This window comes from Paenibacillus sp. NPDC056933, assembly GCF_042674385.1.
Classification (GTDB): domain Bacteria; phylum Bacillota; class Bacilli; order Paenibacillales; family Paenibacillaceae; genus Paenibacillus.
Map to the genome: position 1 here is coordinate 2,304,634 of NZ_JBHUQN010000001.1, position 25,328 is coordinate 2,329,961.

At 44.4% G+C, this 25,328-nt stretch carries 20 protein-coding genes and 1 pseudogene; all 21 read left to right on the forward strand.

The window, feature by feature from the left end; translation table 11 throughout:
- Positions 1–4: 4 nt before the first annotated feature.
- A complete protein-coding gene (locus ACFTRD_RS10345) occupies positions 5–1,765 on the forward strand; it encodes a glycoside hydrolase family 2 protein (RefSeq protein WP_379379445.1) in 1,761 nt (586 codons plus the stop codon).
- Positions 1,766–1,830: 65 nt separating this feature from the next.
- Complete coding sequence (locus tag ACFTRD_RS10350; RefSeq protein ID WP_379381286.1) at positions 1,831–3,222, forward strand: family 43 glycosylhydrolase; 1,392 nt, start codon at positions 1,831–1,833, stop codon at positions 3,220–3,222.
- Positions 3,223–3,383: 161 nt separating this feature from the next.
- Positions 3,384–4,412 carry an ATP-binding cassette domain-containing protein gene (locus tag ACFTRD_RS10355; RefSeq protein WP_379381288.1) on the forward strand — a complete coding sequence of 343 codons (1,029 nt, stop codon included), beginning with the start codon at positions 3,384–3,386 and terminating at the stop codon, positions 4,410–4,412.
- Positions 4,409–5,224, forward strand: coding sequence for an ABC transporter permease (locus ACFTRD_RS10360; protein ID WP_379379447.1), 816 nt, complete (start codon positions 4,409–4,411; stop codon positions 5,222–5,224). The genes ACFTRD_RS10355 and ACFTRD_RS10360 overlap by 4 nt, the downstream gene beginning before the upstream one ends.
- 69 nt (positions 5,225–5,293) lie before the next feature.
- On the forward strand, positions 5,294–5,965 hold the full coding sequence (locus ACFTRD_RS10365; RefSeq protein ID WP_379379449.1) for a response regulator transcription factor: 672 nt from the start codon (positions 5,294–5,296) through the stop codon (positions 5,963–5,965).
- Entirely contained in the window at positions 5,965–7,047 is a 1,083-nt protein-coding gene (locus ACFTRD_RS10370) for a sensor histidine kinase (protein ID WP_379379451.1), read from the forward strand. Before ACFTRD_RS10365 ends, ACFTRD_RS10370 begins: the two co-directional genes overlap by 1 nt.
- Before the next feature lie 138 nt (positions 7,048–7,185).
- Positions 7,186–7,476, forward strand: coding sequence for a uracil-DNA glycosylase family protein (locus ACFTRD_RS10375; protein WP_379379453.1), 291 nt, complete (start codon positions 7,186–7,188; stop codon positions 7,474–7,476).
- A 101-nt stretch (positions 7,477–7,577) separates the two neighbouring features.
- Positions 7,578–8,252, forward strand: a complete 675-nt coding sequence (locus ACFTRD_RS10380; protein ID WP_192266940.1) for a response regulator transcription factor — start codon at positions 7,578–7,580, stop codon at positions 8,250–8,252.
- A complete protein-coding gene (locus ACFTRD_RS10385; protein ID WP_379379456.1) occupies positions 8,249–9,619 on the forward strand; it encodes a sensor histidine kinase in 1,371 nt (456 codons plus the stop codon). Before ACFTRD_RS10380 ends, ACFTRD_RS10385 begins: the two co-directional genes overlap by 4 nt.
- 211 nt (positions 9,620–9,830) lie before the next feature.
- Positions 9,831–10,815, forward strand: a pseudogene (locus ACFTRD_RS10390) (alpha/beta fold hydrolase).
- A gap of 172 nt (positions 10,816–10,987) precedes the next feature.
- Entirely contained in the window at positions 10,988–11,971 is a 984-nt protein-coding gene (locus ACFTRD_RS10395; protein WP_379379458.1) for an alpha/beta hydrolase, read from the forward strand.
- Between the two features lie 108 nt (positions 11,972–12,079).
- Positions 12,080–13,558 carry an alpha/beta hydrolase family protein gene (locus ACFTRD_RS10400; RefSeq protein WP_379379460.1) on the forward strand — a complete coding sequence of 493 codons (1,479 nt, stop codon included), beginning with the start codon at positions 12,080–12,082 and terminating at the stop codon, positions 13,556–13,558.
- Positions 13,559–13,595: 37 nt separating this feature from the next.
- Positions 13,596–15,683 (forward strand): serine hydrolase domain-containing protein, encoded by a 2,088-nt coding sequence (locus ACFTRD_RS10405; RefSeq protein WP_379379462.1) that lies wholly within the window; start codon positions 13,596–13,598, stop codon positions 15,681–15,683.
- A gap of 301 nt (positions 15,684–15,984) precedes the next feature.
- The gene (locus tag ACFTRD_RS10410; RefSeq protein WP_379379464.1) at positions 15,985–16,659 is read left to right on the forward strand and encodes a response regulator transcription factor; all 675 of its coding nucleotides are present in this window, start codon (positions 15,985–15,987) and stop codon (positions 16,657–16,659) included.
- Positions 16,656–18,017, forward strand: coding sequence for a sensor histidine kinase (locus ACFTRD_RS10415; protein ID WP_379379466.1), 1,362 nt, complete (start codon positions 16,656–16,658; stop codon positions 18,015–18,017). Before ACFTRD_RS10410 ends, ACFTRD_RS10415 begins: the two co-directional genes overlap by 4 nt.
- Positions 18,018–18,211: 194 nt before the next feature.
- Entirely contained in the window at positions 18,212–20,341 is a 2,130-nt protein-coding gene (locus tag ACFTRD_RS10420; protein WP_379379468.1) for a serine hydrolase domain-containing protein, read from the forward strand.
- A gap of 25 nt (positions 20,342–20,366) precedes the next feature.
- Entirely contained in the window at positions 20,367–21,308 is a 942-nt protein-coding gene (locus tag ACFTRD_RS10425; RefSeq protein ID WP_379379470.1) for an alpha/beta hydrolase, read from the forward strand.
- A gap of 178 nt (positions 21,309–21,486) precedes the next feature.
- Positions 21,487–21,861 (forward strand): hypothetical protein, encoded by a 375-nt coding sequence (locus ACFTRD_RS10430; protein ID WP_379379472.1) that lies wholly within the window; start codon positions 21,487–21,489, stop codon positions 21,859–21,861.
- A 2-nt stretch (positions 21,862–21,863) separates the two neighbouring features.
- Entirely contained in the window at positions 21,864–23,582 is a 1,719-nt protein-coding gene (locus tag ACFTRD_RS10435) for an ABC transporter ATP-binding protein (protein ID WP_379379474.1), read from the forward strand.
- Positions 23,583–23,821: 239 nt separating this feature from the next.
- Positions 23,822–24,256 (forward strand): MarR family winged helix-turn-helix transcriptional regulator, encoded by a 435-nt coding sequence (locus ACFTRD_RS10440; RefSeq protein ID WP_379379476.1) that lies wholly within the window; start codon positions 23,822–23,824, stop codon positions 24,254–24,256.
- Positions 24,253–25,317 (forward strand): threonine aldolase family protein, encoded by a 1,065-nt coding sequence (locus tag ACFTRD_RS10445; RefSeq protein WP_379379478.1) that lies wholly within the window; start codon positions 24,253–24,255, stop codon positions 25,315–25,317. Before ACFTRD_RS10440 ends, ACFTRD_RS10445 begins: the two co-directional genes overlap by 4 nt.
- The last annotated feature ends 11 nt before the right edge of the window (positions 25,318–25,328 follow it).

The following is a 25,328-nucleotide window of genomic DNA, read 5'->3' on the forward strand; positions in this document are numbered from 1 at the left end:
ATTAATGAAAGAACAGAGCAGAAGCATGTCAACAATTCCTCGTCCGGAATATCCCCGGCCCCAGTTTGTTCGAGAGGATTGGACCAATCTGAATGGTCCCTGGCAATTCGAAATCGATCATGGGAAAAGCGGGAAAGAGCGAGGTTATGAGCAAACCGGACATAAGCTCTCCGGGACAATAACCGTTCCGTTCTGTCCAGAGAGCAGGCTGTCAGGCGTGGAGTATACCGATTTTATGGCAGCCGTATGGTATAAACGGGAATTCACCATACCGGATACCTGGATGAATGGCAGCATTTTGCTTCATTTTGGTGCGGTTGATTATGAGGCAGAGGTCTGGGTGAATGGTACATCCGTTGGCAAACATCGGGGAGGATACGCACCATTTCATTTTGATATCACTTCCCATATTTCATCAGGCACCAATGTTGTAACGGTCTATGCGGAAGACGACGTTCGTTCGGGACGTCAGCCGAGAGGCAAACAGAGCGAAAGATTCCACTCGCATGGATGTGATTACACCCGTACGACGGGCATCTGGCAAACGGTGTGGCTGGAAAGTGTACCAGAGGTATATTTATCCGATCTGAAAGTGGTAGCTGATCCGGATAATGCTTGTGTCCATCTCGAAGTGAAGATTTGCGGTAACGCTGCTGGAGGCGAAGTGTCTGCAATTGCCCGCTTCGAAGGGAGGGATGTCGGATCGCAAACAGCGGTGGCTCATGGGCCTTCCGTTAAACTTACGGTCCCATTGTCGGAAATTCATTTATGGGAACCGGGGCATGCCAAACTGTATGATTTGGAGCTCAAGCTCCAAGGTAAGAGTCAGGAAAACGATACGGTAACATCGTATTTTGGCTTACGGACGCTAAGACTGGATGGCATGGCGTTTCGTATTAATGAGAAGTCCGTTTTTCAGCGACTTGTACTGGATCAGGGCTTTTACCCGGAAGGTATCTATACGGCACCGAGTGACGAGGATTTGCGCAAGGACATCGAAATCTCTATGAACCTTGGCTTTAATGGGGCAAGGTTGCATGAGAAGATGTTTGAACCGCGTTTCCTGTATTGGGCTGACCAGCTTGGTTATCTGGTCTGGGGAGAACATGCTAACTGGGGACTGGATATTACAACTACTGAAAGTCTTTCGCGTTTTCTGCCGGAATGGGTGGAAGGCATGGAACGTGATTTTAATCATCCCTCACTTATCGGCTGGTGTCCGTTCAATGAAACGTGGGATCGCAGCGGAACCCGCCAGGATGACGATGTGCTCCGAATAGTCTATGAGATGACCAAACGCTTGGACCCGACACGTCCTGTCATCGATACCAGCGGTAACTTTCATGTGGTGACGGATATTTTCGACTTGCATGATTATGATCAGAATCCGGAAACGTTCCGGGCCAGGTATGAACCGATGAAAAATGGCGGGCAGGTGTTCAATACGTTTCCGGAGCGACAGACGTATGGAGGGCAGCCTTATTTTATCAGCGAGTATGGCGGAATCTGGTGGAATCCGGATCAACAGGATGAGAAGTCCTGGGGTTATGGCGACAGACCTCAATCCGAAGAGGCGTTCATCGCTCGGTATGAGGGCTTAACCAACGTTCTGCTGGACCATCCAATGATGTTCGGTTTTTGTTACACCCAACTGTATGATGTGGAACAGGAAGTGAATGGACTATATACGTATGACAGACGTCCAAAGTTCAATTCGGAAACGATTCGCCGCATCAATTCCCGCAAGGCTGCCATAGAAGATTGAACACTATCGCTTCGGTACGTACATGATTCATAATCCGATAAGGAGTGTGACTGTAGATGAAGATCATGAATTACAGGAACAAATTGCTGTTGGCCTTTTGTGCATTCCTCATTTTTCCTATGGGACAGATGGCACAAGCTGCGACCACACAGAACAACTTCTATAACGTGGTCATGCAGGATGGGGCAGATCCATGGGTTTACAAGCATACGGACGGATTCTTTTATTTCACAAAAACAACAGGTGGCAACGTCACGATCTGGAAGTCCGCTCAATTAACAACCATTGATGCAGCACCCACCACAGTGGTGAATACAGGGTGCTGTGGCATATGGGCTCCAGAACTTCACTATATCAACGGCGCATGGTACATCTATTATGCAAAGGATGACGGAGACAACGTCAATCATCGCATGTACGTTATGGAAAATACGTCCGCCGATCCGACCCAGGGAAGCTGGCAGTATAAAGGTCAAATCACGGACCCGTCGAACAAATGGGCAATTGATGGTACGGTGCTGCAGTCCAACGGACAACTTTACTTCATCTGGTCGGGATGGGAAGGCGACACGAATGTACGGCAGAACCTGTACATTGCCCATATGAGTAATCCCTGGACCATCGATTCGAATCGTGTGGAAATTGCACGGCCGAGCTATGCCTGGGAGACGAATCATTCCCCGAACGTGAATGAGGGACCGCAAGTGATCGTTCGAAATGGGGTCATCAGTCTGGTGTACTCGGCAAGTGGCAGCTGGACCAATGACTATTGTCTTGGAATTATTACTGCCAGCACCTCCAGCAATTTACTGAATCCGGCATCCTGGAGCAAGCGCAGTCAGCCCATCTTCCGATCCGGAAACGGCCTGTACGGTCCGGGTCATCATTCCTTTACCAAGTCTCCTGATGGAACGGAGGACTGGATTATGTACCATACTGCGAAATTCAACAATTCCGGTTGGAATCGGGAGATCCGCTTGCAAAAATTCACCTGGAACGCCGATAACACACCCAATCTGGGCACGCCGGTAAATCCCAATACTCCAATTGCCTTGCCATCGGGAGAAAAGTCAGTTGTTCGATATGAAGGTGAAGAAGGGACATTTGGCGGGATTGCTTACGCTTCTCAAAGTCCTTCCGGTTCGGGAGGGATGAAAGCGGGACATATCGATACAGTTGACAGCTATGTAGAATTTAATGTGAATGCAGCGTCCGCTGGTCAATATATTCTGCTGGCAAGAACAGCGAATGGTACGGCTGGTGGCAACTGGTCTAATCTGCTGCTGAGTGTGAATGGAGGCACAGCGAGTCCTTTCCATATCACCAACAAAGGGTGGGAGAACTGGGGACTGTCTACAGCCAGAATCCAGCTGAATGCCGGTGTGAACAAAATTCGCTTTTCCAAGGGCGAAGGTTATGGAGAGCTGGACTTTTTTGATATCAAGCCTGTGAACTAGGAAATTATAAATACAATCAGAACCCTGCCGGCCCATCGTGGACCTGGGCAGGGTTTTGTCGTTATTGTCGTTATGGATTGAACAATCCGAATTCATTCATATTCAGTTCATAAATGTACGTTATTCTTCCCCTATAAACGATATGGGAGGAACTACAATTGATAAATACACAACAAAGAGCAGTGGGGAATGAACTTGGTGAGTGGGCTATTGATGCGGAAGGGCTTGTGAAAACCTTTGGTGATCATCGTGCGGTAGACGGGGTGAACCTGAAGGTGAGAGCCGGTACAATCTACGGAGTGCTTGGTCCTAACGGAGCTGGCAAAACAACAACCATTAGCATGCTGGCCACCTTGTTGCGACCGGATGGAGGTTCAGCCCGGATATTTGGTCACGATGTGGTGAAAGAGTCACAGGTTGTACGCCAGCTGATTGGATTGACAGGACAATATGCATCTGTTGATGAGTCACTCAGTGCCAACGAAAATTTGATGATCTTTTCCAGGCTGCTGGGTCTGGGACGTGCAGAATCCAAGCGGAAAACAGTGGAGTTGCTGGAAGAGTTCGGTTTGACGGAAGCTGCCAAACGTCCAATTAAAGGTTTCTCGGGAGGCATGCGCCGCAGACTGGATTTGGCAGCAAGTCTTATTGCTCAGCCGCCGCTGATCTTCCTGGATGAACCTACGACAGGACTTGATCCACGAACACGTGCACAGATGTGGAATACGATCCGCCAACTGGTTAAATCGGGTTCAACCGTTCTTTTAACCACTCAGTATCTGGATGAGGCAGATCAACTGGCAGATCGTGTCGCCGTAATCGACCATGGTCGCGTTGTTGCGGAAGGAACAGTGGATCACTTAAAAGAATCAGTGGGTACAGCCTCACTTCAGTTGCGGATACAGGAACCAACGAAGATTGAACAGGCCCGTCAGATTGTGGAGCAAATACTTCGGACGGAGTCCATTATATCAGCGGAAGCCGGGAAGATTACAGCACCCATGGCGAATGCCAATATTGCAGCTGATCTGCTGATTGCTTTTCGTTCCGCAGGCATTGATCTGGCAGAGATGAGTGTCCAAAAACCTACACTTGATGAGGTCTTTCTTACAATCACCGGCCAGGATGCGAGTGGCAATGAGTCTAATATGTCTTCAGAATCCAATGCAGTGGAGGAGTTGCAAGCATGAACAGTACATTAATAAAACAAAACTCAAGTCGGAAGCTGAGAAAATACACGAGTTTTGGGCAAACCATCCGAAATTCCTTAACGATGGCTTATCGCGGGATATTAAAGGTGAGACGCACACCAGAGCAATTATTCGATGTCACCCTCCAGCCCATCATTTTCACATTGATGTTTACTTACATCTTCGGTGGCGCGGTTTCGGGAAATATTCAAGATTATCTGTTGGTCATTATTCCGGGTATACTTGTGCAGACGGTCATTACAAGCTCAGTCGTTACCGGAGTGCAATTGCGCGAAGATATGGAAAAGGGCGTGTTCGACCGATTCAAGTCACTGCCGATTGCCCGCATCGCGCCGCTGGCTGGAGCATTGCTCGCAGACACGCTACGATATACCATTGCAACGGTACTAACCTTTGCTATAGGCTATTTATTGGGGTACAGCCCCGCAGGTGGATTGGCTCATGTCGCGATGGCGGGATTGCTGGTCATTGGTTGTTCATGGGCCATCAGTTGGATTTTTGCCTTTCTTGGTGTGATTGCTCGAACAGCTTCCAGTGTACAGGGGATTTCCATGCTCGTTCTGTTTCCATTGACCTTTGCTTCGAACGCTTTTGTACCCGTAGAAACCATGCCGAATTGGTTACAGTGGATTGTGAACGTCAATCCGATCTCCCATCTGGTTACGGCTGTTCGTGAGCTGGCTAATCAGGGAACGATGGGAGCTGATCTGGTCACTTCACTTATCGGTGCGGCAGTCATCGTAGCGATCTTTGCACCACTTACGGTACGGGCATATATGCGGAGAACCTAGTCGACAATAGAAAGATATTTTATGGTAATAAGGACATGAGGCAACGTTTGCCTGAAGGAGGTGGTCACATTGACAAGCATATTGGTCGTTGATGACGACCCTCATATTCGAGAACTGGTAGGACATTTTTTACAGCAAGAGGGTTTGCACGTGATCGAGGCCGTTGACGGTCTCGATGCACTTCGTTTACTGGCTGATCAAAAGGTTGATCTGGTCGTTCTCGACATCATGATGCCGGGCATGGATGGGTGGGAGCTGTGTCGCGAGCTGCGTCACCAGACCGACCTGCCACTCCTGATGTTAACGGCAAAAGGGGATACATCGCAGATTATTAAAGGATTTACGCTTGGGACGGATGATTATCTGGTGAAGCCTTTTGATCCATTGGTGCTGGTCGCTCGGGTAAAGGCTTTATTGAAACGATATCGTATTATGACTTCACAAACAGTATTTCTTGGCGATCTCGTTCTGCGACGTGATACATTTGAGTGCAGGAAGGGCGATCAGGATATTGTGCTGCCACGCAAAGAATTTGAACTTCTTTTTACCCTTGCCAGCTACCCCGGCAAGACCTTTACGCGTGACCAGTTAATCGAAAAGATCTGGGGTTATGATTATGAAGGGGATGAAAGAACGATTGATGTTCATATCAAACGCCTTCGCGAACGTTTTCCCGAAGAGGTTCATACCTTCAGCATCCGCACCATGCGAGATTTGGGGTACCGATTGGAGGTAAGGTAATGAAGGGGGAACCTAGATTTCTTCATATTGCGAGAAACATGATTCTCGTATCACTCGCCCTGTTTATATGCTGGACTGCGGCGTTCTATATAACGAGGAGCACATATTCCTTTATCGCGTGGCAACCGCATGAATTAATTGCTCTTCTTATCAATGCCATGCTCGGATTTATTTTCTTTGGAGTAGGCATTACACTCATTGGTCCGTTGGTTAAAGGAAGGGAGTATGAGTTCTTTAACGAGTTAATTCAGGCTTTGAAACGTATTTCCCGTGGCGACTTTCGGGTAAATCTGGATTCGGCACTTGTCCAAAGAAACGGGAGGCAGGGGCATGATCATCCATTTGCCCAACTGGTAGAAGGTATCAATGACATGGCCGCGAATCTCAAAGTGATGGAAGAACTGCGACAGGAGTTCATCTCTAACGTGTCACATGAAATCGGATCACCACTGACGTCGATCAGCGGATTCGCCAGAGCATTGAAGGATACAAATATGGATCAGGAGAAACGGGACCAATATTTGACGATTATTGAGACGGAATGTGTTCGTTTGTCCAGACTCAGCGATAACTTGATGAAGCTCGCAGTTCTGGACTCATCCGAGCATGCATCTCACAAAACATCCTATCGATTGGATCGGCAACTGGTTACTCTTGTACTCGCCTGTGAGCCCCAATGGGATGACAAAAATATAGATATGAACGTGGAACTGGAAGAAGTTGAGATCGTTGCAGATGAGGATTTGATGATTCAGGTGTGGATCAACCTGATTCATAATGCTATCAAGTTTACGCCCGAAGGCGGGAAGATAGAGGTTGGTCTTACACGAATTCAAGATGACGTTCAAGTGTGCATCACAGATTCAGGGCCTGGTATCGTGCCTCAGGATCAGACTCGGATATTTGAACGGTTCTACAAAGCAGATCAATCCCGTACACGTACCGCAGGCGGAAGCGGACTAGGGTTGTCGATTGTGCAAAAAATTGTAGAGATGCATGATGGTTCTGTCTCGGTATCCAGTAAACCGGGTGAGGGAGCGGCATTTACTGTGCAGCTGCCGATACGCTCTGTACAAAAGTAACCGTGAATTGAGGTTAACATAGCATGATAATTCTGTGAGGAAGGATCGTACTTTTTTATTAAACATCTGGAGTATACTCTATTGAATGAATCCATCGGATGATGGAGCCTCATGATCTAAAAGGGTAATCGACGGTCAATGGCCATCCCTTCCATGGGTAAAAACGCTTTTCTGTATCAGGCCGTATTTGAGTCGTTTCTGCCTGAATTGGATCAGTTGAAGAATCTCCTCATTATTCCATTAGGAAAGTCAGTTGAGGCAGTACTTCGTCAATTACTTGATGAAAATCGAATACAGAAAGAAAGAATATTGTGGGGTTTCCCTCATCCATCGGGTGCAAACGGCTATCGTGTAAAACAGTTTGAAAATACCAAGACTGAGATGCAGAGCATACTGCGCGACATGTTCAATTCAAACCCGTTATTATAAAATAACTTCATATAAATGAGAAGAAGCTTGCTTTTTACAAATCCGATAATAGTATAATGGTTACGACTACATGACATGGAAAATAGGAAAAGAGGAAACAAATGCCTAAGATACTGGTTGCTGACGACGACCCTAATATTCGCGAACTTGTCTGTTTATTTCTAAGGAATGATGGATTCGAAACAGCCGAAGCAGCAGACGGCAAGGAAGCATTGAGCGTTTACGGCTCAACGCATGTTGATCTGGTTGTACTCGATATCATGATGCCAATCATGGATGGCTGGGCGTTATGCAAGGAACTTCGGAGAGCCAATCCTGATCTACCGTTACTCATGCTGACTGCGAGAGGTGAGACATGGGAGAAGGTGAAAGGGTTTGAACTGGGGACAGATGATTATCTGACGAAACCGTTCGATCCGTTGGAACTCACGGCTCGTGTCAGGGCATTACTGAAACGATACAAGATTGGCTCGACACACACGATCCAGTTTGGCAACGTCATCCTGGATCGCCAGACGTATAAGGTGATGAACGGCTCGGAGTCGCTTACATTGCCACTTAAGGAGTTCGAATTGCTGTACAAGCTTGCTGGAACACCAGGGCAAGTCTATACACGTGAGCAATTGATTGATCAGATCTGGGGCATTGATTATGCCGGAGATGATCGAACGGTAGACGTGCATATTAAACGGTTGCGTGAGCGATTCGCGACGACATCTGAATTTCGGATTGAAACGGTGCGCGGACTTGGGTACCGGCTTGAGGTTTATGAATGATCAGGTCCCTGTACATACGTGTGGTTCTCACATTTCTGGTCTCCGTCATCGCAGGCACAGTCATCTCCTTTTTTGTGTCAACCTGGATATTTGAGGACAAATTGAATGAGAACGCTCAAATTAACATACGCAACTTCGGCCAAGACGTAGTGCAGATTTATAAGATCCTCCCAGTGAGTGAAGCGGACTTATATGTCAGTGGAATGAAGCAGCTCAGCTCCTATCATATTCGAATTTACGAAGCTTCGGGTGAGTTCAAGTCCTTCGGAAAGCTTAACGGACATAAGTCTGCTGCTGTAACGAGCGAGCAACTCAAGAAAGTATTAGATGGGGGCGCTGTTCAAGAAACAACGAGTGGGATTGCTACAGGGTTCTTAGGGTTACCTCTGAAAACAGAGGTTGGAACGAAAGCGATATTTTTGGAAACACTCGCACCGCCTTCCACCTCTTTTGTGATTAGGTGGGGCTTAATCTTTGCAAGCTGTTCGTTGATTGCAGGAAGTTTGTTGATTCTGGTTGCTTCTGTATATCTGGTAAGACCGATCAAGAAATTGACCAAAGCGACCAAACGGATTGCAGCTGGAGATTTCAACGTCAAGCTGAACATTAAGCAAACGACTGAGATTGGTACGTTGGCCCGCAGTTTTGAAGAAATGATGCATGATCTGAAGCAGTTGGAGCAGATGCGCAGGGAATTCGTTACGAATGTTTCGCACGAGGTTCAGTCTCCGCTCACCTCGATATCCGGTTACGCTTCGGCACTGAAGCAAGTAAACCTCTCAGAACAAGAGCGAAACCGTTACCTGGATATTATCATCTCTGAAGCGAAACGAATGTCCAAAATGAGCGATAGCCTGCTCAAGCTGAGTTTGCTTGAATCGCAGTCACAGCAACTACGGCTTAACACCTTAAGCCTTGATGAACAGATCAGGCGAGTCATTGTGGCGCTTCAGCCGCAATGGTCTGGGCGTAACATTCATTTTGAGCTTGATTTGGAGAACGTGAAGGTAACGGCTGATCACGACCAGTTGAATCAGGTATGGACAAACATCATCGGAAACAGCATCAAGTTCTCCAAGGATGGTGGTATGATTAAAGTCAGTATCGAAGAGGATTTCAAAAATGTGATTGTTCGAATATCCGACACGGGCATTGGTATTCCCCTGGAAGACCAGAAGCGGATCTTTGAGCGGTTTTTCAAGGCAGATCGTTCCCACAGTCGTAAATATGACGGGAGTGGTATGGGACTTGCTATCGTTAAACAGATCGTGTCCCTTCATCAGGGTGACATCCGAGTGGAAAGCGAACCTGGTCAAGGCACGACCTTTATTATCACGTTGCCCATCCATCCACCAACGGATAGTTAGGCTCACAGGATAGGCCAATGAATAGAATATCCATCGGATTATCTGAACCGAATTTTCATGCCATATGTAACATGCAAGCTTCCTTGTATGTTACACATGGCATTTTTTTTGCTTGTTCATATTATGGTCATAGGGAGTACATCTTTGTTGGTTAGGCTTGCATTAGCGGCCTGTTAGGCCCATAAGCAGATGAAGGCAGGAGAAGCTGAGTGTGACCCAACAAGCAGAGAAAGAAGTACAGATTAGAACAAAAACAAAGAAAGTGTTAAGCATCTTGTTTAAAGTGCTTGCCGCAATCTTTATAATAATCCTACTTTTTATAGCCACAGTGTATACCGTTAACAAAATCAGTAATTATTCGGAGCAAAAAAGAATGGAACCGTATGGTCAACATGTATCTGTAGATGGGAAAAATATGAATGTGTTCATTCAAGGTGAAGGTGATGAAACGATTGTGCTTCTGCCTGGTCTTGGAACAGCGTCACCTGCACTTGATTTTAAGCCACTTATTTCAGAACTATCCCCCTATTATAAAGTCGTCGTGGTTGAACCTTTTGGTTATGGATTGAGTGATCAGACGGAAAAGGAGCGCAGTACGGCAAATATCGTCAGTGAAATCCATGAAGCGCTGCAAAGTCTTCATATTGATCGTTATATCCTTATGGGACATTCCATTTCCGGGATCTATAGTCTGGATTATGTGAACAAATATCCCAATGAAGTAAGTGCATTTGTTGGACTGGATAGCAGTGTTCCAGCGCTGAGTGAAAAAAAGATTGATTCGTCAGAGACAAAACCGATTAAATGGTTCCGCAACTTAGGGTTCGCCCGAGTACAATTGAAACTGAGTACGGACCCTTATGATGGACTGCCTTATGATGAGCAAACGAAAGAACAATTGAACATTCTGATCCGAAAAAATATGTATAATACCACTCAATTAAAATGAGGCAGAAAGCATGTATTCCAATTTTAAAGCAGCTGAACAGTTAACGTTCCCTGTCGATCTCCCGGTTCTTTTCTTTGTTCAAAAGAATCATCCGGCAGCGGACAATTGGGTTCCCGAGCACGAGAAGTTAATCAATGATTCTGTACATAGTGAAATGGTACTGCTGGAAGCGAATCATTATTTATATCGTTCCCATGCCGAAGAAATTGCTGAAAGATTCAGGGGATTTATGAAGGAACTTCAATAATGTGTTCACGGAAATTTATCCGACAATGACGTCCCCGTAATTTTATTCATTTATTAGCTTGTTCATATTCAGTTCATATTGACGTCACGGAGAGTACATTTTCATAGGTTAAGATTTCACTAGCAGCAAAGAAGAAAGCCGAACAAACCGTTCAAGACAGGAGAAGATGAGAGTGACACAACCAGAGGAAAAGAAAGCGAAGAATGGATCGAGGGCCAAGAAAGTGCGAAACATGATCCTTAAAGTATTAGGAGCAATCTTAATTGCTATTGTTCTGTTTCTAGGTATTGTTTACATCACAAATGTGATTAGTAGTAATTCTGAGGCCAAAAAGATCGAGCCCTACGGTCAGCATGTATCTGTAGACGGGAAAAATATGAATGTGCTCATTCAAGGTGAAGGCAAGGAAACGATTGTGCTTCTGCCTGGTTACGGAACAGCAACACCAGTGCTTGATTTCAAGTTACTTATTGATCAATTATCTCCATATTACAAAGTTGTTGCCGTTGAGCCATTCGGTTATGGATTAAGTGATGAAACTGAAAAAGAAAGAACGACAGAGAATATCGTAAGTGAAGTTCATGAAGCACTGCAACAACTTGATATTCATCAGTACATGCTCATGGGTCACTCCATTGCAGGCATTTACGGCATTGATTACGTGAACAAATATCCGGATGAGGTAACTGCTTTTGTCGGTATTGATAGCAGTGTATCCACCCAACCAAGTATTACAGATGCGAAGTTTCCATTAAAAACGTTTGCTCTTCTCAGAAATACAGGTCTCTTAAGATTAATAATGAAAGTGAGTGCAGACCCCTATGAGGGACTTGCATTTGATGAACAGACGGTTGAGCAGATGAAAATGATCTCCAATAAAACCATGTATAATCCCACGTCATTAAACGAGATGGAACATATTTATTCCAATTTTAAAGGTGCTCAAGGTTTAACCTTCCCTAAAGACCTTCCACTTCTTCTCTTTGTACAAGCGAATAATGAAGGTGTAGAGGGATGGATACCGCTGCATGAAGGACAGATTAAAGATTCGGTACATGGGAAAGTAATCACAATGGATGGTTCACATTATTTACATCATACTCAATTCAAAAAAATTGCTGAAGACGTTAGAGCATTCTTTAACGAAGTGAAGTGAGTATCCTGTAAATCTAATCGTGATTTCACAAATGTGTATAAATAAATATGAGAAAGCCGTCCTGTGGGACGGTTTTTCCATAGTAAATCCAATGCGGACGAGTCCGTGATGAAAGAGAGAGAGGAAATACAAATGAGATTTTTTGAAATACTTTTAGTTTTATCCTGTTTCGCTTTACTCATAGATCTACTGTTTGTGAAAAGAAGTGCAAAGAAAATAGGATGGGGTGTGGGTATAGGAAGTGGCGTTATATTAGCACTTCAATTGTTGGTTGAGGGATACCGATGGCAGTTGCTTGTGGTATATATCATGACGGCTCTATTCATAATCATTGTTTTATTCAGACATTCCGACAAGATGATCAATCTAAAAATAGGGAAGCTGTTGAAATATAGTTTATCTTCCCTGATCGTCATTCTGCTTGTTGCTTCTACCCTCTTGTCTGTATACTTACCTGTCTTTAATTTGCCGAAGCCGGATGGTCCAGAGAAAGTGGGTACTCAAACCTTTCATTTTACGGATCAGAACAGAGATGAAGTCTTAACTGAAGATCAAAGCGACAAGAGAGAGTTAATGGTCCAAGTCTGGTATCCTACGGAGAACATGAATAACAACAAGCGTGACACACTGTTTCCAAGTAATAAAGAAATGTTCAAAAAGTATATTCAGAGCTTCTCTGCTTCTTTAAAACTGCCTGAATTTGTGCTCAATTACTGGAAGTATAGTCAGACCAACTCTTATGAAAATGTAGAAATATTACCTTCTGCAACTCCTTATCCCGTGGTAATGCTATCTCATGGTATGGGAACGAGTAGAGTTCTACAAGCATCACAGGCGGAGAATCTGGCCAGTCATGGGTTTATCGTAGTGACAATCGATCATACGTACAGCACCTTTGCTACCCTTTTTCCTGATGGCCGTGTAACGGGTTATACAACGAAGATGACAACCATTGATGACCGCAAAGAAATTGGGGATATATGGACAAAAGACGTGGAGTTTGTAATCAATGAAATCGAAAAGCTGAATTCAGGTGCAATTGAAAGTCAATTCAAAGGGAAAATTGATTTAAATAACATAGGCGTGATGGGGCATTCTTTTGGGGGTGCAACGGCGTTTAATGCAACGTATTTGGATCATAGAATCAAGGCCGGGGTTAATATGGACGGGTCACTGAATGAAGTAGAAAATAGAGATGATATAAACAAGCCGTTTATGTTCATCAGATCGGGTAGTTTTAAAGACTGGTTAGTCAATTTTGAAAATGATAGAAATTCGGATGACGAAGTAAATAAATTTCTTTCAGATGAGCTGCACATTATGAAAAATGTGATCGAACATGGGGGAGAAGTGATTTATATAGAAGGAACCCAGCACTTCAATTTCACGGATCTTCAATTTTATTCGGAGCTGATTAAACTGTCCGGGATCACAGGAGACATCAATGGTAAAAGAGGAGCAAACATCGTAAATCAATATGTACTCGATTTCTTTAACAAGCAGCTGAAAGGAACGGGTGGAGATCTGATTCAGGGACCGAGCGACATGTATCCCGAAGTGAAATTTATAGATCCCAAAGAACTCTAAACGACCAATAACATTTAAATTTCAGGAGATGATGTGAATGGGACGAGAAAAGGGAAAACGAACTTCAATCACCGCCTTAACTCTGGTGTTAACGATGTTAGCTCCAATGTCAGTCATGGCCGCATCAGCTACGAGTAACAGCAGCGATCAGACGTATGAACCAACCAAGAAAATAGTAGCGGAGAAAGCGAAGATCCTTACCGAAACGTATGGTACAACTAGTGTGCAATATGCATTAATGGATGGCGGAGAGATCGTAGTGTCCGGTCAGACAGGCAAGAACGATCTAGAGGATAAGGTGCCGCTTACTTCAAATACGATCTATGGCATCGGCTCAACAAGTAAAATGTTTCTTACAGCTTCTGTTATGAAGCTTGTTGACGAGGGAAAGGTAGATTTGGATCTGCCTCTAGTGACCTATTTACCTGATTTTAAGATGAAAGATAACCGCTACATAGAAATCACACCACGTATGTTGTTGAATCATTCCTCCGGTCTGTTAGGCAGCACCGGAAGCAATGCTACATTATACGGGGATAACGACACGTATTCACATGACACGTTTCTGGAGCAATTGGCGAATCAACACCTGAAGGCTAGTCCCGGTGCATACTCGGTGTATAGTAACGACGGTTTTACGTTGGCGGAGATTATGGTTGAACGTGTTAGCGGCATGAGCTTTACAGCTTTTATACACCACTATTTTACGGAACCGTTGGACATGAAACATACTAAAACACCACAGGATGTCGTTGATCCGGCAGCAATGGCGGGGATATATTCTCCTCTGGTTAAGGGTCAGCTTCCACAAGAGAATTATAATATCATCGCTACTGGAGGCATTTATTCGACCGCTGAGGATCTTGTGAAATTTTCACAAATCTTCACAGGAGAAGTCGATGGCATTCTATCCAGTAAGTCGGTAGAAGCCATGGCGCAAGAAGAATACAAAAGAGGTATGTGGCCGGAGGATAGCGACACGTCCATCTCTTACGGGCTGGGGTGGGATAGTGTGAACTTGTACCCATTCAGTGAATATGGCATCAAGGCCGTGACGAAAGGTGGAGATACGATATCGTATCACTCATCTCTAATCGTACTACCGGAATACAATCTGGCTGCAGCCGTTACCTCTTCAGGGGGAACGAGTGCGAGAGATCAGTTCATTGCAAGTGAATTATTACTTAGCGCGCTTGAGGAAAAGGGCATCATTACAGAGCGGAAGCCGGATAAATCATTTGGCGTGCCAGTAAAGGCGGATATGCCTAAAGAGATATCCACGTATGCGGGCATATATGGCGCCAATAATTCGGTTAAGAAGGTTGAAATTAATGCTGGAAAAATGACTGTATCCGCGCTAACAGCTCCAAATAACCCGGCTCAAGAATACACCTATACAGCGGATGGTACGTTTGTTAACGATAAAGGCACAGAAAAGCTGAAATTCGTTACGGAACAGAACGGAAGGACGTATCTGTGGTCTCGATCTTATATTTCCTTGCCGGGACTTGGGCAGTTGGCGTTCTCCGAATATACGGCGGAGAAGCTGGAAGCCAATGAATTATCCCAGGATATTACCGCCTCATGGGAGCAGCGTGAAGGTAAGAGATACTACGTGGTGAATCAGAAGTATACATCAACAGTATATCTGCATTCATCACCAATCCTCTCTTTCCATATGAATGAAGAGACCCCAGGGTATATGACCAATAGTAAGATTATTGGAGCCAACGAAGCAGTCACGGATCTGCAAATCCCTGGTATGGCAGGACGGGATTCAAAGGAAATTTATTTCGCTGAAAAGAACGGAGTGGAGTATATTACAGCCGTAGGTAGTGTATACGCCAGTGAGGAAATTGTAAAACCACTCTATTCGGGGAAACAATCTGTAACAACGATTCAAGCAGATGGTTATGCCAAATGGTTTTCAGTGCCAGCAACGGTGAATGGAAAAGTCATGACTGTTAAACTGCCTTCAAATGGCGCCTTTGCCGTATATGATCAGAATGGTATATGTATTAATCACACCGTAGTCAGCGGTAAAAATGAGGTTGTTTTGCCAGAAAACGGCCGCATTGTATTTGCAGGTGACGTTGATTCCACATTTGAAATTTCATTGAAATAGATGAATTCTAGTAAGGTAGCATGCTTAACGAAACTAAGAAGGCAGCCGATCAAAGTAATCGGCTGCTTTTGTTCAATTTAACTATAATTAGTTTGTCACTTCAGTTAGAAAGAAGTACGTGTGTTATAAGGAGTTTATCTTCGAGGTTCATATAGTGATAGATTATGGAATTATGCAAAGAAGAAGATATATTTATAGTAGAACAGAGTGATTTCAACTTTCAACCAATGGGGTAGCATGATTTAGAATTCTTCGCTCTTGCTCAACCGAAGAATTATTCTTTTTTAGGAGAGTGCCAACGATGACTACGATATTGGTTGCTGACGATGATGCGAACATTCGCAAACTCGTCTGTTTATTTTTGCGCAACGACGGATTTACAACCATCAACGCCGTAGACGGAAAAGAAGCCCTGGCTATCTATACCTCCACGCCAGTCGATTTGGTTATTCTTGATATTATGATGCCAGTCATGGACGGTTGGGCATTATGCGAGGAACTTCGAAGAGCCAATCCGGATCTTCCGTTACTAATGTTGACGGCAAGAAACGAGACCTGGGAGAAAGTACAAGCATTTCAGCTCGGGACAGATGACTATATGACGAAGCCATTCGATCCGCTTGAGTTGATGGCTCGCGTCAAGGCACTGTTGAAACGATACCGTATAGGTTTAACGCAGACCATCCAATTAGGAAACGTTATTCTGAACCGGCAGACTTATAAGGTCCTGAGGGGTACAGAGTCGTTCACCTTGCCGCTTAAAGAGTTCGAATTATTGTATAAACTTGCTGGATTACCGGGACAAGTCTATACGCGGGAGCAATTAATCGATCAAGTTTGGGGAATTAATTATACTGGCGATGATCGAACGATAGACGTGCATATTAAACGTCTACGCGAACGTTTTGCCGATATCTCCGATTTTCGTATCGAAACGGTGCGGGGACTTGGCTACCGGCTAGAGGTGCAGGAGTGACCGGCTCCCTCTATACACGTGTAGTCCTGACCTTTCTGGTCTCCGTGATCGGGGGCACAATCCTTTCTTTTCTTGCTACAACCTGGATATTTCAAGATAAATTAAATGAAAACCTGCAAAGCACCTTGCTTGACTTTGGCCAGGATATCGTACGTATCTACGAGACATTGCCGTTACGCGAAGCAGAAATGCTTATAAGTGAAATGAAACAACTCAACTCCTACCACATTCGAATCTATGAAGCAACGGATAAGTTTCAAACCTATGGAGAACTTAATGGACAACATCCTTTCCTGGTGACTACGGAACAAGTAAAGAAAGTGCTTGATGGAGGAAGGATACAAATTAATGGAATCGATACGATCTTCTTGGGATTGCCGATAAAAACTGAAATGGGAAGGAAAGCCATGTTTGTAGAGCCCCTCACTTCCTCTTCCGCCTCATTTCTTATCAAGTTTGTTGTAACCTTTTTGATTTGTTCCTTTGTAGCAGGAAGCCTATTGATGCTAATTGCCGCTATTTTTCTGGTAAAACCGATCAAAAAATTGACAGAAGCGACCCGGCTTATAGCTGCTGGAGATTTCAACGTCAAGCTTAATATTAAACAAAAGGGTGAGATAGGTACTTTGGCTCGCAGCTTCGAAGAAATGATGCACGATCTACAGCAGCTTGAGCAGATGCGCAGGGAATTCGTAGCAAACGTGTCCCATGAAGTTCAGTCTCCACTCACTTCCATTTCCGGTTTTGCTATAGCGCTCAAGCAGGTAGACATCCCGGATGACGAACGAAGCTCTTATCTCGACATTATCATCACTGAGACTGCACGGATGTCCAAAATAAGTGATAGTCTGCTAAAGCTGAGTTTGCTCGAATCTCAGTCATTGCAGATGCGACTTGCCACGCTCAGTCTGGATGAACAGATCAGACGAGTAATCGTCGCTATTCAACCCCAATGGTCGGCCCGTAACATTCAGTTCGATCTTGATTTGCAGCCCACCAAAATCACGGCCGATCATGACCAGTTAAATCAGGTGTGGATCAATATCTTCGGCAATGCCATCAAATTTTCCGAAGATGGTGCCCGAATTAGCATCAGGATCAAACAGAATATCAAGAACGTGACGATCCGCATATCGGATTCGGGAATTGGTATTCTCCCTGAAGACCAAAAGCGTATATTTGACCGCTTCTTTAAAGCAGATCGTTCCCACAGTCAGAAATATGAAGGAAGTGGTATGGGACTAGCTATTGTAAAGCAGATCGTCTCGCTTCATCAAGGGGACATCCGGGTGGAGAGCGAATATGGACGAGGAACGACCTTCATAGTCATCTTGCCAATCACAACACCCACAGAGTGATTGGATTTTATGCCTTCACTAGGCTATGATACCCTGTATAAACCTCCTTGCGTATGATGATGCAAACTTTTTTTGCCTGTTCATCTTCCGTTCATACTATAGTCATTAGGGGGACATCTTGGTTTGTTATATTGTCTTTAGCGCCCACGTTATGGTGGCTTAACACAATGATGAAGACAGGAGTAGATGCAAGAATGAAACCAAGAGAGGTAACAAAACTGAAGATGAGTGTGAGAAGAGCAAGAAAGAGAAATACTATAGCTGCTGTGACTCTCATGCTGACGATACTTGCCCCAATGTCTGCAATGGCCGCACCGGCTGCCATGAATAACAGCATTAACCTTACGTATGAGACAACAAAGAAAACCGTAATCGAAAAAGCCAAATTACTGACTGAAACGTACGGTACGACGAGTCTGCAATATGCGCTCATTGATGGTGGAGAGATTACGGTGTCTGGTCAAACGGGGAAGAACGATCTAAACGACAAGGTACCTCTTACTACGAACACAATCTATGGCATTGGTTCAACCAGTAAAATGATGCTTACAGCCGCTGTAATGAAGCTGGTTGATGAAGGCAAGATCGATTTGGATGTGCCTGTTGTGAACTATATGCCTGATTTTACAATGAAAGATAAACGATACAAACAGATTACACCCCGTATGTTGCTGAATCATTCGGCCGGGCTTTTCGGAACCTCTGTCGGTAGTGCTATACTGTATGGGGACAATGATACCTATGCACATGATACCTTTTTGGATCAATTGGCGACCCAGAATCTGATGGCAAAGCCAGGTGCGTATTCGGTGTACTCTAACGATGGATTTACATTAGCTGAAATTCTGGTTGAGAGAGTCACTGGTATGAGCTTTACGGCATTTATACACAAAAATTTTACAGAGCCTTTGAAAATGAATCATACCAAAACACCACAGGATATAGTTAATACGGGAGAAATGGCGGGAATCTACTCTCCTGTGTATAAGGGGCAGCTTCCACGCGAGAATTATAATATCATAGCTTCAGGAGGCTTATATTCCACCGCTAAGGATCTGGTGAAATTTTCGCAAATCTTCACAGGAGAGGTCAAAGGGATTCTTTCCAACAAGTCGGTAGAAGCCATGGAGCAAAAAGAATACAGAAGAGGCATGTGGCCAGAGGATAGTGATTCTTCTATGTCTTACGGATTAGGGTGGGATAGTGTGGACTTGTTCCCATTCAGTGACTACGGCATCAAGGCTGTTACGAAAGGTGGAGATACGTTATCTTATCATTCTTCACTCGTCGTACTTCCGGAATACAACATGGCTGCAGCCGTGATCTCTTCAGGCGGAGCAAGCATAACCAATCAATTCATTGCGAGTGAGTTATTACTTAGCGCACTTGAAGAAAAGGGCATTATTAAAGAACGGAAACCGGAAAAATCATTTGGTGTACCTGTGAAGGCTGATATGCCTAAAGAAATCTCCAAGTTTGCAGGGAATTATGGTGGCAATAATTCAGTTACGAAGATCAAAATAAATAAGGCAGGACAAATGACGCTCTCCTCTCTCACGGCTCCAAGTAATCCGGTTCAAGAATACACCTATACATCAGATGGTACTTTTGTGAGTGATGATGGTACAGAAAAGTTGAAATTCGTTGTGGAGAAAAATGGGAATACCTACCTGTGGTCTCGATCTTATATCTCCGTTCCAGGACTCGGACAGGTGGCTCTCTCAGAATATAATGCGGAGAAGCTCAAAGCCAATACATTACCCAAGGAGATTAACGCTGCATGGGCAAAGCGTGATGGTAAAAAATATTATCTGGTGAATGCGAAATACACATCAATGCTCTATCTTAATGCTACATCGATCCTGCCTATTCATATGAATAAAGAGAATCCAGGGTATATGTCCAATAATAAAATTATTGGAGCAAGCGAAGCAGCCAATAAATTGCAGATTCCGGGTACTGCCGGACGAGAACCGATGGACATTCATTTCTCCAAAAAGAACGGAGGAGAGTATCTTACATTTTCAGGTTATGTATTCGCCAGTGAGGGATTGGTAAAACCAATCTATTCCGGTAAACAATCCGCAACAACCATTCAAGCAGATGGATATGCCAAATGGTTTTCGGTACCCGCTACTGCGAAAGGAAAAGTCATGACAGTGAAGTTACCTGCAAAAGGAGCCTTTGCTATCTATGATCAGAACGGAATTTGTATTAATCACAGCGTGGTTAGCGGTAAGAATGTTGTTGTTTTACCCGAAAACGGCCGTATTGTATTTGCAGGTGAGGCTGGTTCCCAATTTCAAATTTCATTGAAAAAATAAACGAACTCAACAGGAGAGAACCATCATGATGAAAAAAATATTAATTATTTTGCTCAAAATATTTGGTGCGATCGTTATCGCTTTTGCATTATTTATTGCGACTGTCTTTATTGTTAATGCAGTTAGCAACAAATCGGAGGAAGGGAAAATAAAACCTTATGGCCAGTTTGTAGCGGTTGACGGCAAAAACATGAATGTGTTGATTCAAGGAAAAGGCAAAGAAACGGTGGTATTGCTTCCTGGGTATGGAACACCCGCCCCAGCCCTTGATTTCAAACCGCTCATCGATGAGCTATCTCCATTTTACAAAGTCGTTGTCATTGAACCTTTCGGTTATGGATTAAGTGACATTACTGAAAAAGAGCGTACTACGGAAAATATGGTTAGTGAAATTCATGAAGCGTTACAGCAACTTGGTATTCAACGTTACACGCTCATGGCTCACTCCATTTCAGGGATATACGGACTGGATTATGTGAACAAATATCCAAACGAAGTAACTTCCTTTGTCGGCATTGAGAGCAGTGTCCCAACGCAGGGAGGTAACGATGATCCATTCCCAACCGGAACGTACAAACTGCTTAAAAAATCAGGATTCTACCGACTGTTAATGAAACTGGCCCCTGATCAACTGATTGCACCCGATGTTGATGATGAAACCAGAGAGCAAATTAGAATACTTTCGCTCAAAAATACGTTTAATCCGAACAACCTGAATGAAGGGGAAAACTTTGCTCCTAATTTCAAAGCAACTGAGAACTTGTCTTTCCCCAAAGATCTTCCGTTGATTTTCTTCTTACAAGCGAATGATACCGAAACGGAAGGATGGATCCCCTTGCATGAAGAGCAAGTCAAAGATTCAGTGCATGGAAAAGTGATGACTTTCGAGGGAGACCATTATTTGCATCACACCCGATCCAAAGAAATGGTTCAAGAATATAGGAAGTTTATGAGTGAGATAAAGTAGTATCGCCAAGAAAAGAAGTCGCGAATTCGCGGCTTTTTTTCTGTTGTTACAGATGGGTGAACATACATACTCCTTTACTCTATTGGAAAATTAAGGTTGACACCACTTTTTATCGCGTATACAATCGTATGCATGAATATGTTGTATACAAACGTATACACATAATGGAGGTGGCAGGATGAGAGATCGTCATATCGAAGAACCCGATGGAAGTGTGCGTCAAGGTGAACGTTCGAAACGTGATGTAAGTGACAGCGAGCAACGATCAGAGCGTTCCAGACGTGGAAGAGGACATGGCGAACATCACGGAAAACGGGGTAACGGGGCACAAACGTTTCGCCGAGGTAGAATACTTGTCTTTTTGGAACAAATGCAGAACCGAAGAGCGACGTTGGCCAGACAGCTTGGTCAGGAGGAGTATGAACATATTCGCCCGATGATCAGTGGGGAGTTGAAAGCCATTGATCAGGTCATCGACGAGTATATCCATCTATTCGAACTGCAAAATGAAGATGTAAGTCCCAATAAGGATCTGGAGAGTGAGAGTGAATAAGTATGATTCGTCGTTTTTTTTCGTATTATCGTCCTTATAAAAAACTGTTTTTAATCGACTTTGGATGTGCTGTACTCGCAGGTCTTCTGGAGCTGGCTTTCCCCCTTGCCGTCAGTAAATTCATTAATGAGTTGTTGCCAGGTCAGGATTGGCCTCTTATTATGCTTGCCTGTATTGTACTGTTATCCATCTATGCACTTAATACGGTATTGAACTATGTAGTTACATACTGGGGACATATGCTGGGCATTAACATTGAGACCAATATGCGTTCGAAGATGTTTGCTCATTTGCAAAAGCTATCCTTCCGGTTCTTCGATAATCGCAAGACGGGACATCTGATCGGTCATCTGACGAATGATCTTAACGATATTGGCGAGGTGGCTCACCATGGACCCGAGGATGTTTTTATCGCTGTTATGACATTGATTGGATCGTTCTGGCTGATGGCGAACATTAATTTGGAGCTTGCACTGATCACCTTTATCATTATCCCAATCATGGCCTGGGTCATTATCGTGTTTGGTGGGCGCATGACGAAGACCTATCGGCGTCTCTTCGGCGATGTGGGGAATTTCAATTCCCGTATTGAAGATAATGTAGGCGGAATTCGTGTCGTACAATCCTTCGCAAACGAAGAGCATGAGAAGAAGCTGTTCTCCGTAGACAATGAGAACTTCCGTAAAACAAAGCTGCTTGCTTATAAAACGATGGCGAAGAGCATATCGGTCAGCTACATGATGATGCGTCTGGTTACTGTTTTCGTGATGATCAGCGGTGCCTGGTTCTTTATTGATGGCAGAATTGATATGGGTGATTTTATGGCATTCCTGCTGTTGTCCAATATCTTCTTCCGCCCGATTGAGAAAATTAACGCCGTTATCGAAAGTTATCCCAAGGGTATTGCCGGATTCAAGCGATATCTGGAAATCATTGATACCGAGCCGGAAATCGCCGATGCGAAAAATGCCGTTGAGCTAAAAAGCGTGCGCGGGGATATTCGCTTTGAGAATGTTTCGTTCGGTTATGAGCCGAATCGACGTATTCTGAATGATATCAGTCTGTCCATTAAGCCAGGAGAAACGGTTGCTTTTGTTGGTCCTTCCGGTGCGGGTAAAACAACAATTTGCAGTCTTCTTCCACGATTCTATGAGGTAGAGAAAGGCCGGATCACTGTTGACGGTATGGATATTCGTGAGGTTCAGTTGGAATCATTGCGCAGACATATCGGTATTGTTCAACAAGATGTATTTCTTTTCTCAGGCACCATTAAGGAAAATATCGCTTACGGTGATCTCACGGCAACGGACGATCAAATCTGGGAAGCAGCCCGTCGTGCATCCTTGGAAGAATTGCTTCTTAGTTTGCCAGAGGGGATTAATACGGTGATTGGTGAACGTGGTGTTAAACTTTCGGGAGGACAAAAGCAGCGTTTGTCCATCGCACGCATGTTTTTGAAAAATCCACCCATTCTCATCCTAGATGAAGCAACGTCAGCGTTAGATACGGAAACCGAAGCGTTGATTCAGAAGTCTCTGGCGGAACTGTCTGTCGGCAGAACAACGCTTGTGATTGCACACCGCCTGACTACCATCAAGAACGCTGATCGAATTATCGTAGTCAATGCAGACGGTATTGCAGAGCAGGGGAACCATGAGGAACTGGTCGCTGCCGGAGGCATATACAGCCGGCTTCATCAGGTACAATACAGCCATTCATAATGATTCATAATGTTGTAACGCCAAAACCGCGTATAATGCGCGGTTTTTTTGTCTTCCGTATTTAGCAAGTTGATTCCAATGTTGCAAACTATGGATTTAGCTAAGCTCTTCATTCAGTGAATTGACTTGCTCATCAACATTATATTGTTGACAACGTCCACTAATCTCATTAATATAATGTTGACATTGTCCACTAAAAAGGAGGGTTTCACATCAACTCTCAGCAAATAAATCCAGATATGTTGACTGAAATGCGACGTTTCAACCGTTTCTATACCAATATACTCGGTGTTCTTGACAAGCACATCCTGGGAACGGGATACTCGTTCGCCGAAGCACGAGTCATTATCGAAATTGGGATTCAAGGAGAGAGTATTGCCAACAATCTGGTGGATACACTGACCATCGATCGCAGCTACATGAGCCGAATTGTAAGTAAACTGACCAAAGAGGGACTTCTGGTAAAGGTGAATTCAGCAGCTGACAGCCGGGTAAGTCTGATTCGACTGACTGAAAAGGGTAAGGAGCTATACAACGAATTGAATGAGCGCTCGGATCAGCAGATTCAGAAGCTGATGGAAGGCTTGAACGAAGAAGAGATTAAAGAAGTGTACGATTCCATGATGGACATCCAGAGCAAGTTAAACAAAAAGGCAGGAGAGACAACACGATGATACGATTTGAATGTGACTACAATGAAGGTGCGCATGAGCGTATTCTGCGCAGGATGATTGAAACTAACATGGAACAAACAAGCGGCTACGGGACGGATGCCCATTGTGATCGGGCGAGAAGTCTTATTCGACAAGCTTGTGAAAATGAGCAGGCGGATGTGCATTTTTTGGTTGGTGGTACACAGACAAATACAACGGTTATTGCCTCCATTTTGCGTCCATACCAAGGCGTGATTGCAGCGACTTCGGGCCACATCGCGGTCCATGAGACGGGAGCGATCGAAGCCACAGGTCACAAAGTGATCACGGTACCAAGCGAAGATGGGAAGATCACGTCAGATCAGGTCAAAGCCGTCTATGATGCCCATTGGAATGATGCAGCACCTGAACACTGTGTCCAGCCCGGAATGGTTTACATATCCCAGCCTACCGAGAACGGTACGATGTACAGCAAGGCAGAGCTGCAAGCATTGTTTGATGTGAGCCAACAGTGTGGTCTCCCGTTCTTTATTGATGGGGCGCGTCTTGGGTATGCTCTTGCTTCCCGGAATTGCGATACGACTCTCGCTGATCTCGCTCGTCTATGTGATGTATTCTATATTGGCGGAACCAAGATCGGAGCATTGATGGGAGAAGCGGTAGTCATCCTGAATGACAAACTCAAGCCAGATTTTCGTTATATGATCAAACAAAAAGGCGGCCTGCTTGCCAAAGGCAGATTGCTGGGGATTCAATTTGAAACGCTGTTTGAAGATGGTCTGTATCTTGAAATTTCCCAGCATGCGGTGGACATGGCCATGTTGATTCATGATACGCTTGCGGAGCAAGGCATTACTTTCCTATATGATTCCCCAACCAATCAGCAATTTCCGATTCTGCCAGATGACCTGCTTCAAGATTTACGCAACCGTTATTCGTTCACATTTTGGGAAAAGGTGTCCGATACACACAGCGTCGTTCGTTTTTGTACCAGTTGGGCAACCCAGCGGGAAAATGTGGATGCACTAATTCGTGATATTTCTCATGCCTTAATCCAAATAAAAGAACCCTGTTTTAATTAAAGTATGTGTGT

What these genes read in the sequence shown, in the direction of transcription:
- ACFTRD_RS10405 (WP_379379462.1), top strand. Translation starts at nt 13,596, where the DNA reads ATGGGACGAGAAAAGGGAAAACGAACTTCAATCACCGCCTTAACTCTG.
- ACFTRD_RS10435 (WP_379379474.1), top strand. Translation starts at nt 21,864, where the DNA reads ATGATTCGTCGTTTTTTTTCGTATTATCGTCCTTATAAAAAACTGTTT.
- ACFTRD_RS10440 (WP_379379476.1), top strand. Translation starts at nt 23,822, where the DNA reads ATGTTGACTGAAATGCGACGTTTCAACCGTTTCTATACCAATATACTC.
- ACFTRD_RS10380 (WP_192266940.1), top strand. Translation starts at nt 7,578, where the DNA reads ATGCCTAAGATACTGGTTGCTGACGACGACCCTAATATTCGCGAACTT.
- ACFTRD_RS10345 (WP_379379445.1), top strand. Translation starts at nt 5, where the DNA reads ATGAAAGAACAGAGCAGAAGCATGTCAACAATTCCTCGTCCGGAATAT.
- ACFTRD_RS10425 (WP_379379470.1), top strand. Translation starts at nt 20,367, where the DNA reads ATGATGAAAAAAATATTAATTATTTTGCTCAAAATATTTGGTGCGATC.
- ACFTRD_RS10430 (WP_379379472.1), top strand. Translation starts at nt 21,487, where the DNA reads ATGAGAGATCGTCATATCGAAGAACCCGATGGAAGTGTGCGTCAAGGT.
- ACFTRD_RS10410 (WP_379379464.1), top strand. Translation starts at nt 15,985, where the DNA reads ATGACTACGATATTGGTTGCTGACGATGATGCGAACATTCGCAAACTC.
- ACFTRD_RS10385 (WP_379379456.1), top strand. Translation starts at nt 8,249, where the DNA reads ATGATCAGGTCCCTGTACATACGTGTGGTTCTCACATTTCTGGTCTCC.
- ACFTRD_RS10360 (WP_379379447.1), top strand. Translation starts at nt 4,409, where the DNA reads ATGAACAGTACATTAATAAAACAAAACTCAAGTCGGAAGCTGAGAAAA.
- ACFTRD_RS10445 (WP_379379478.1), top strand. Translation starts at nt 24,253, where the DNA reads ATGATACGATTTGAATGTGACTACAATGAAGGTGCGCATGAGCGTATT.
- ACFTRD_RS10350 (WP_379381286.1), top strand. Translation starts at nt 1,831, where the DNA reads ATGAATTACAGGAACAAATTGCTGTTGGCCTTTTGTGCATTCCTCATT.
- ACFTRD_RS10375 (WP_379379453.1), top strand. Translation starts at nt 7,186, where the DNA reads ATGGCCATCCCTTCCATGGGTAAAAACGCTTTTCTGTATCAGGCCGTA.
- ACFTRD_RS10400 (WP_379379460.1), top strand. Translation starts at nt 12,080, where the DNA reads ATGAAAGAGAGAGAGGAAATACAAATGAGATTTTTTGAAATACTTTTA.
- ACFTRD_RS10370 (WP_379379451.1), top strand. Translation starts at nt 5,965, where the DNA reads ATGAAGGGGGAACCTAGATTTCTTCATATTGCGAGAAACATGATTCTC.
- ACFTRD_RS10420 (WP_379379468.1), top strand. Translation starts at nt 18,212, where the DNA reads ATGAAACCAAGAGAGGTAACAAAACTGAAGATGAGTGTGAGAAGAGCA.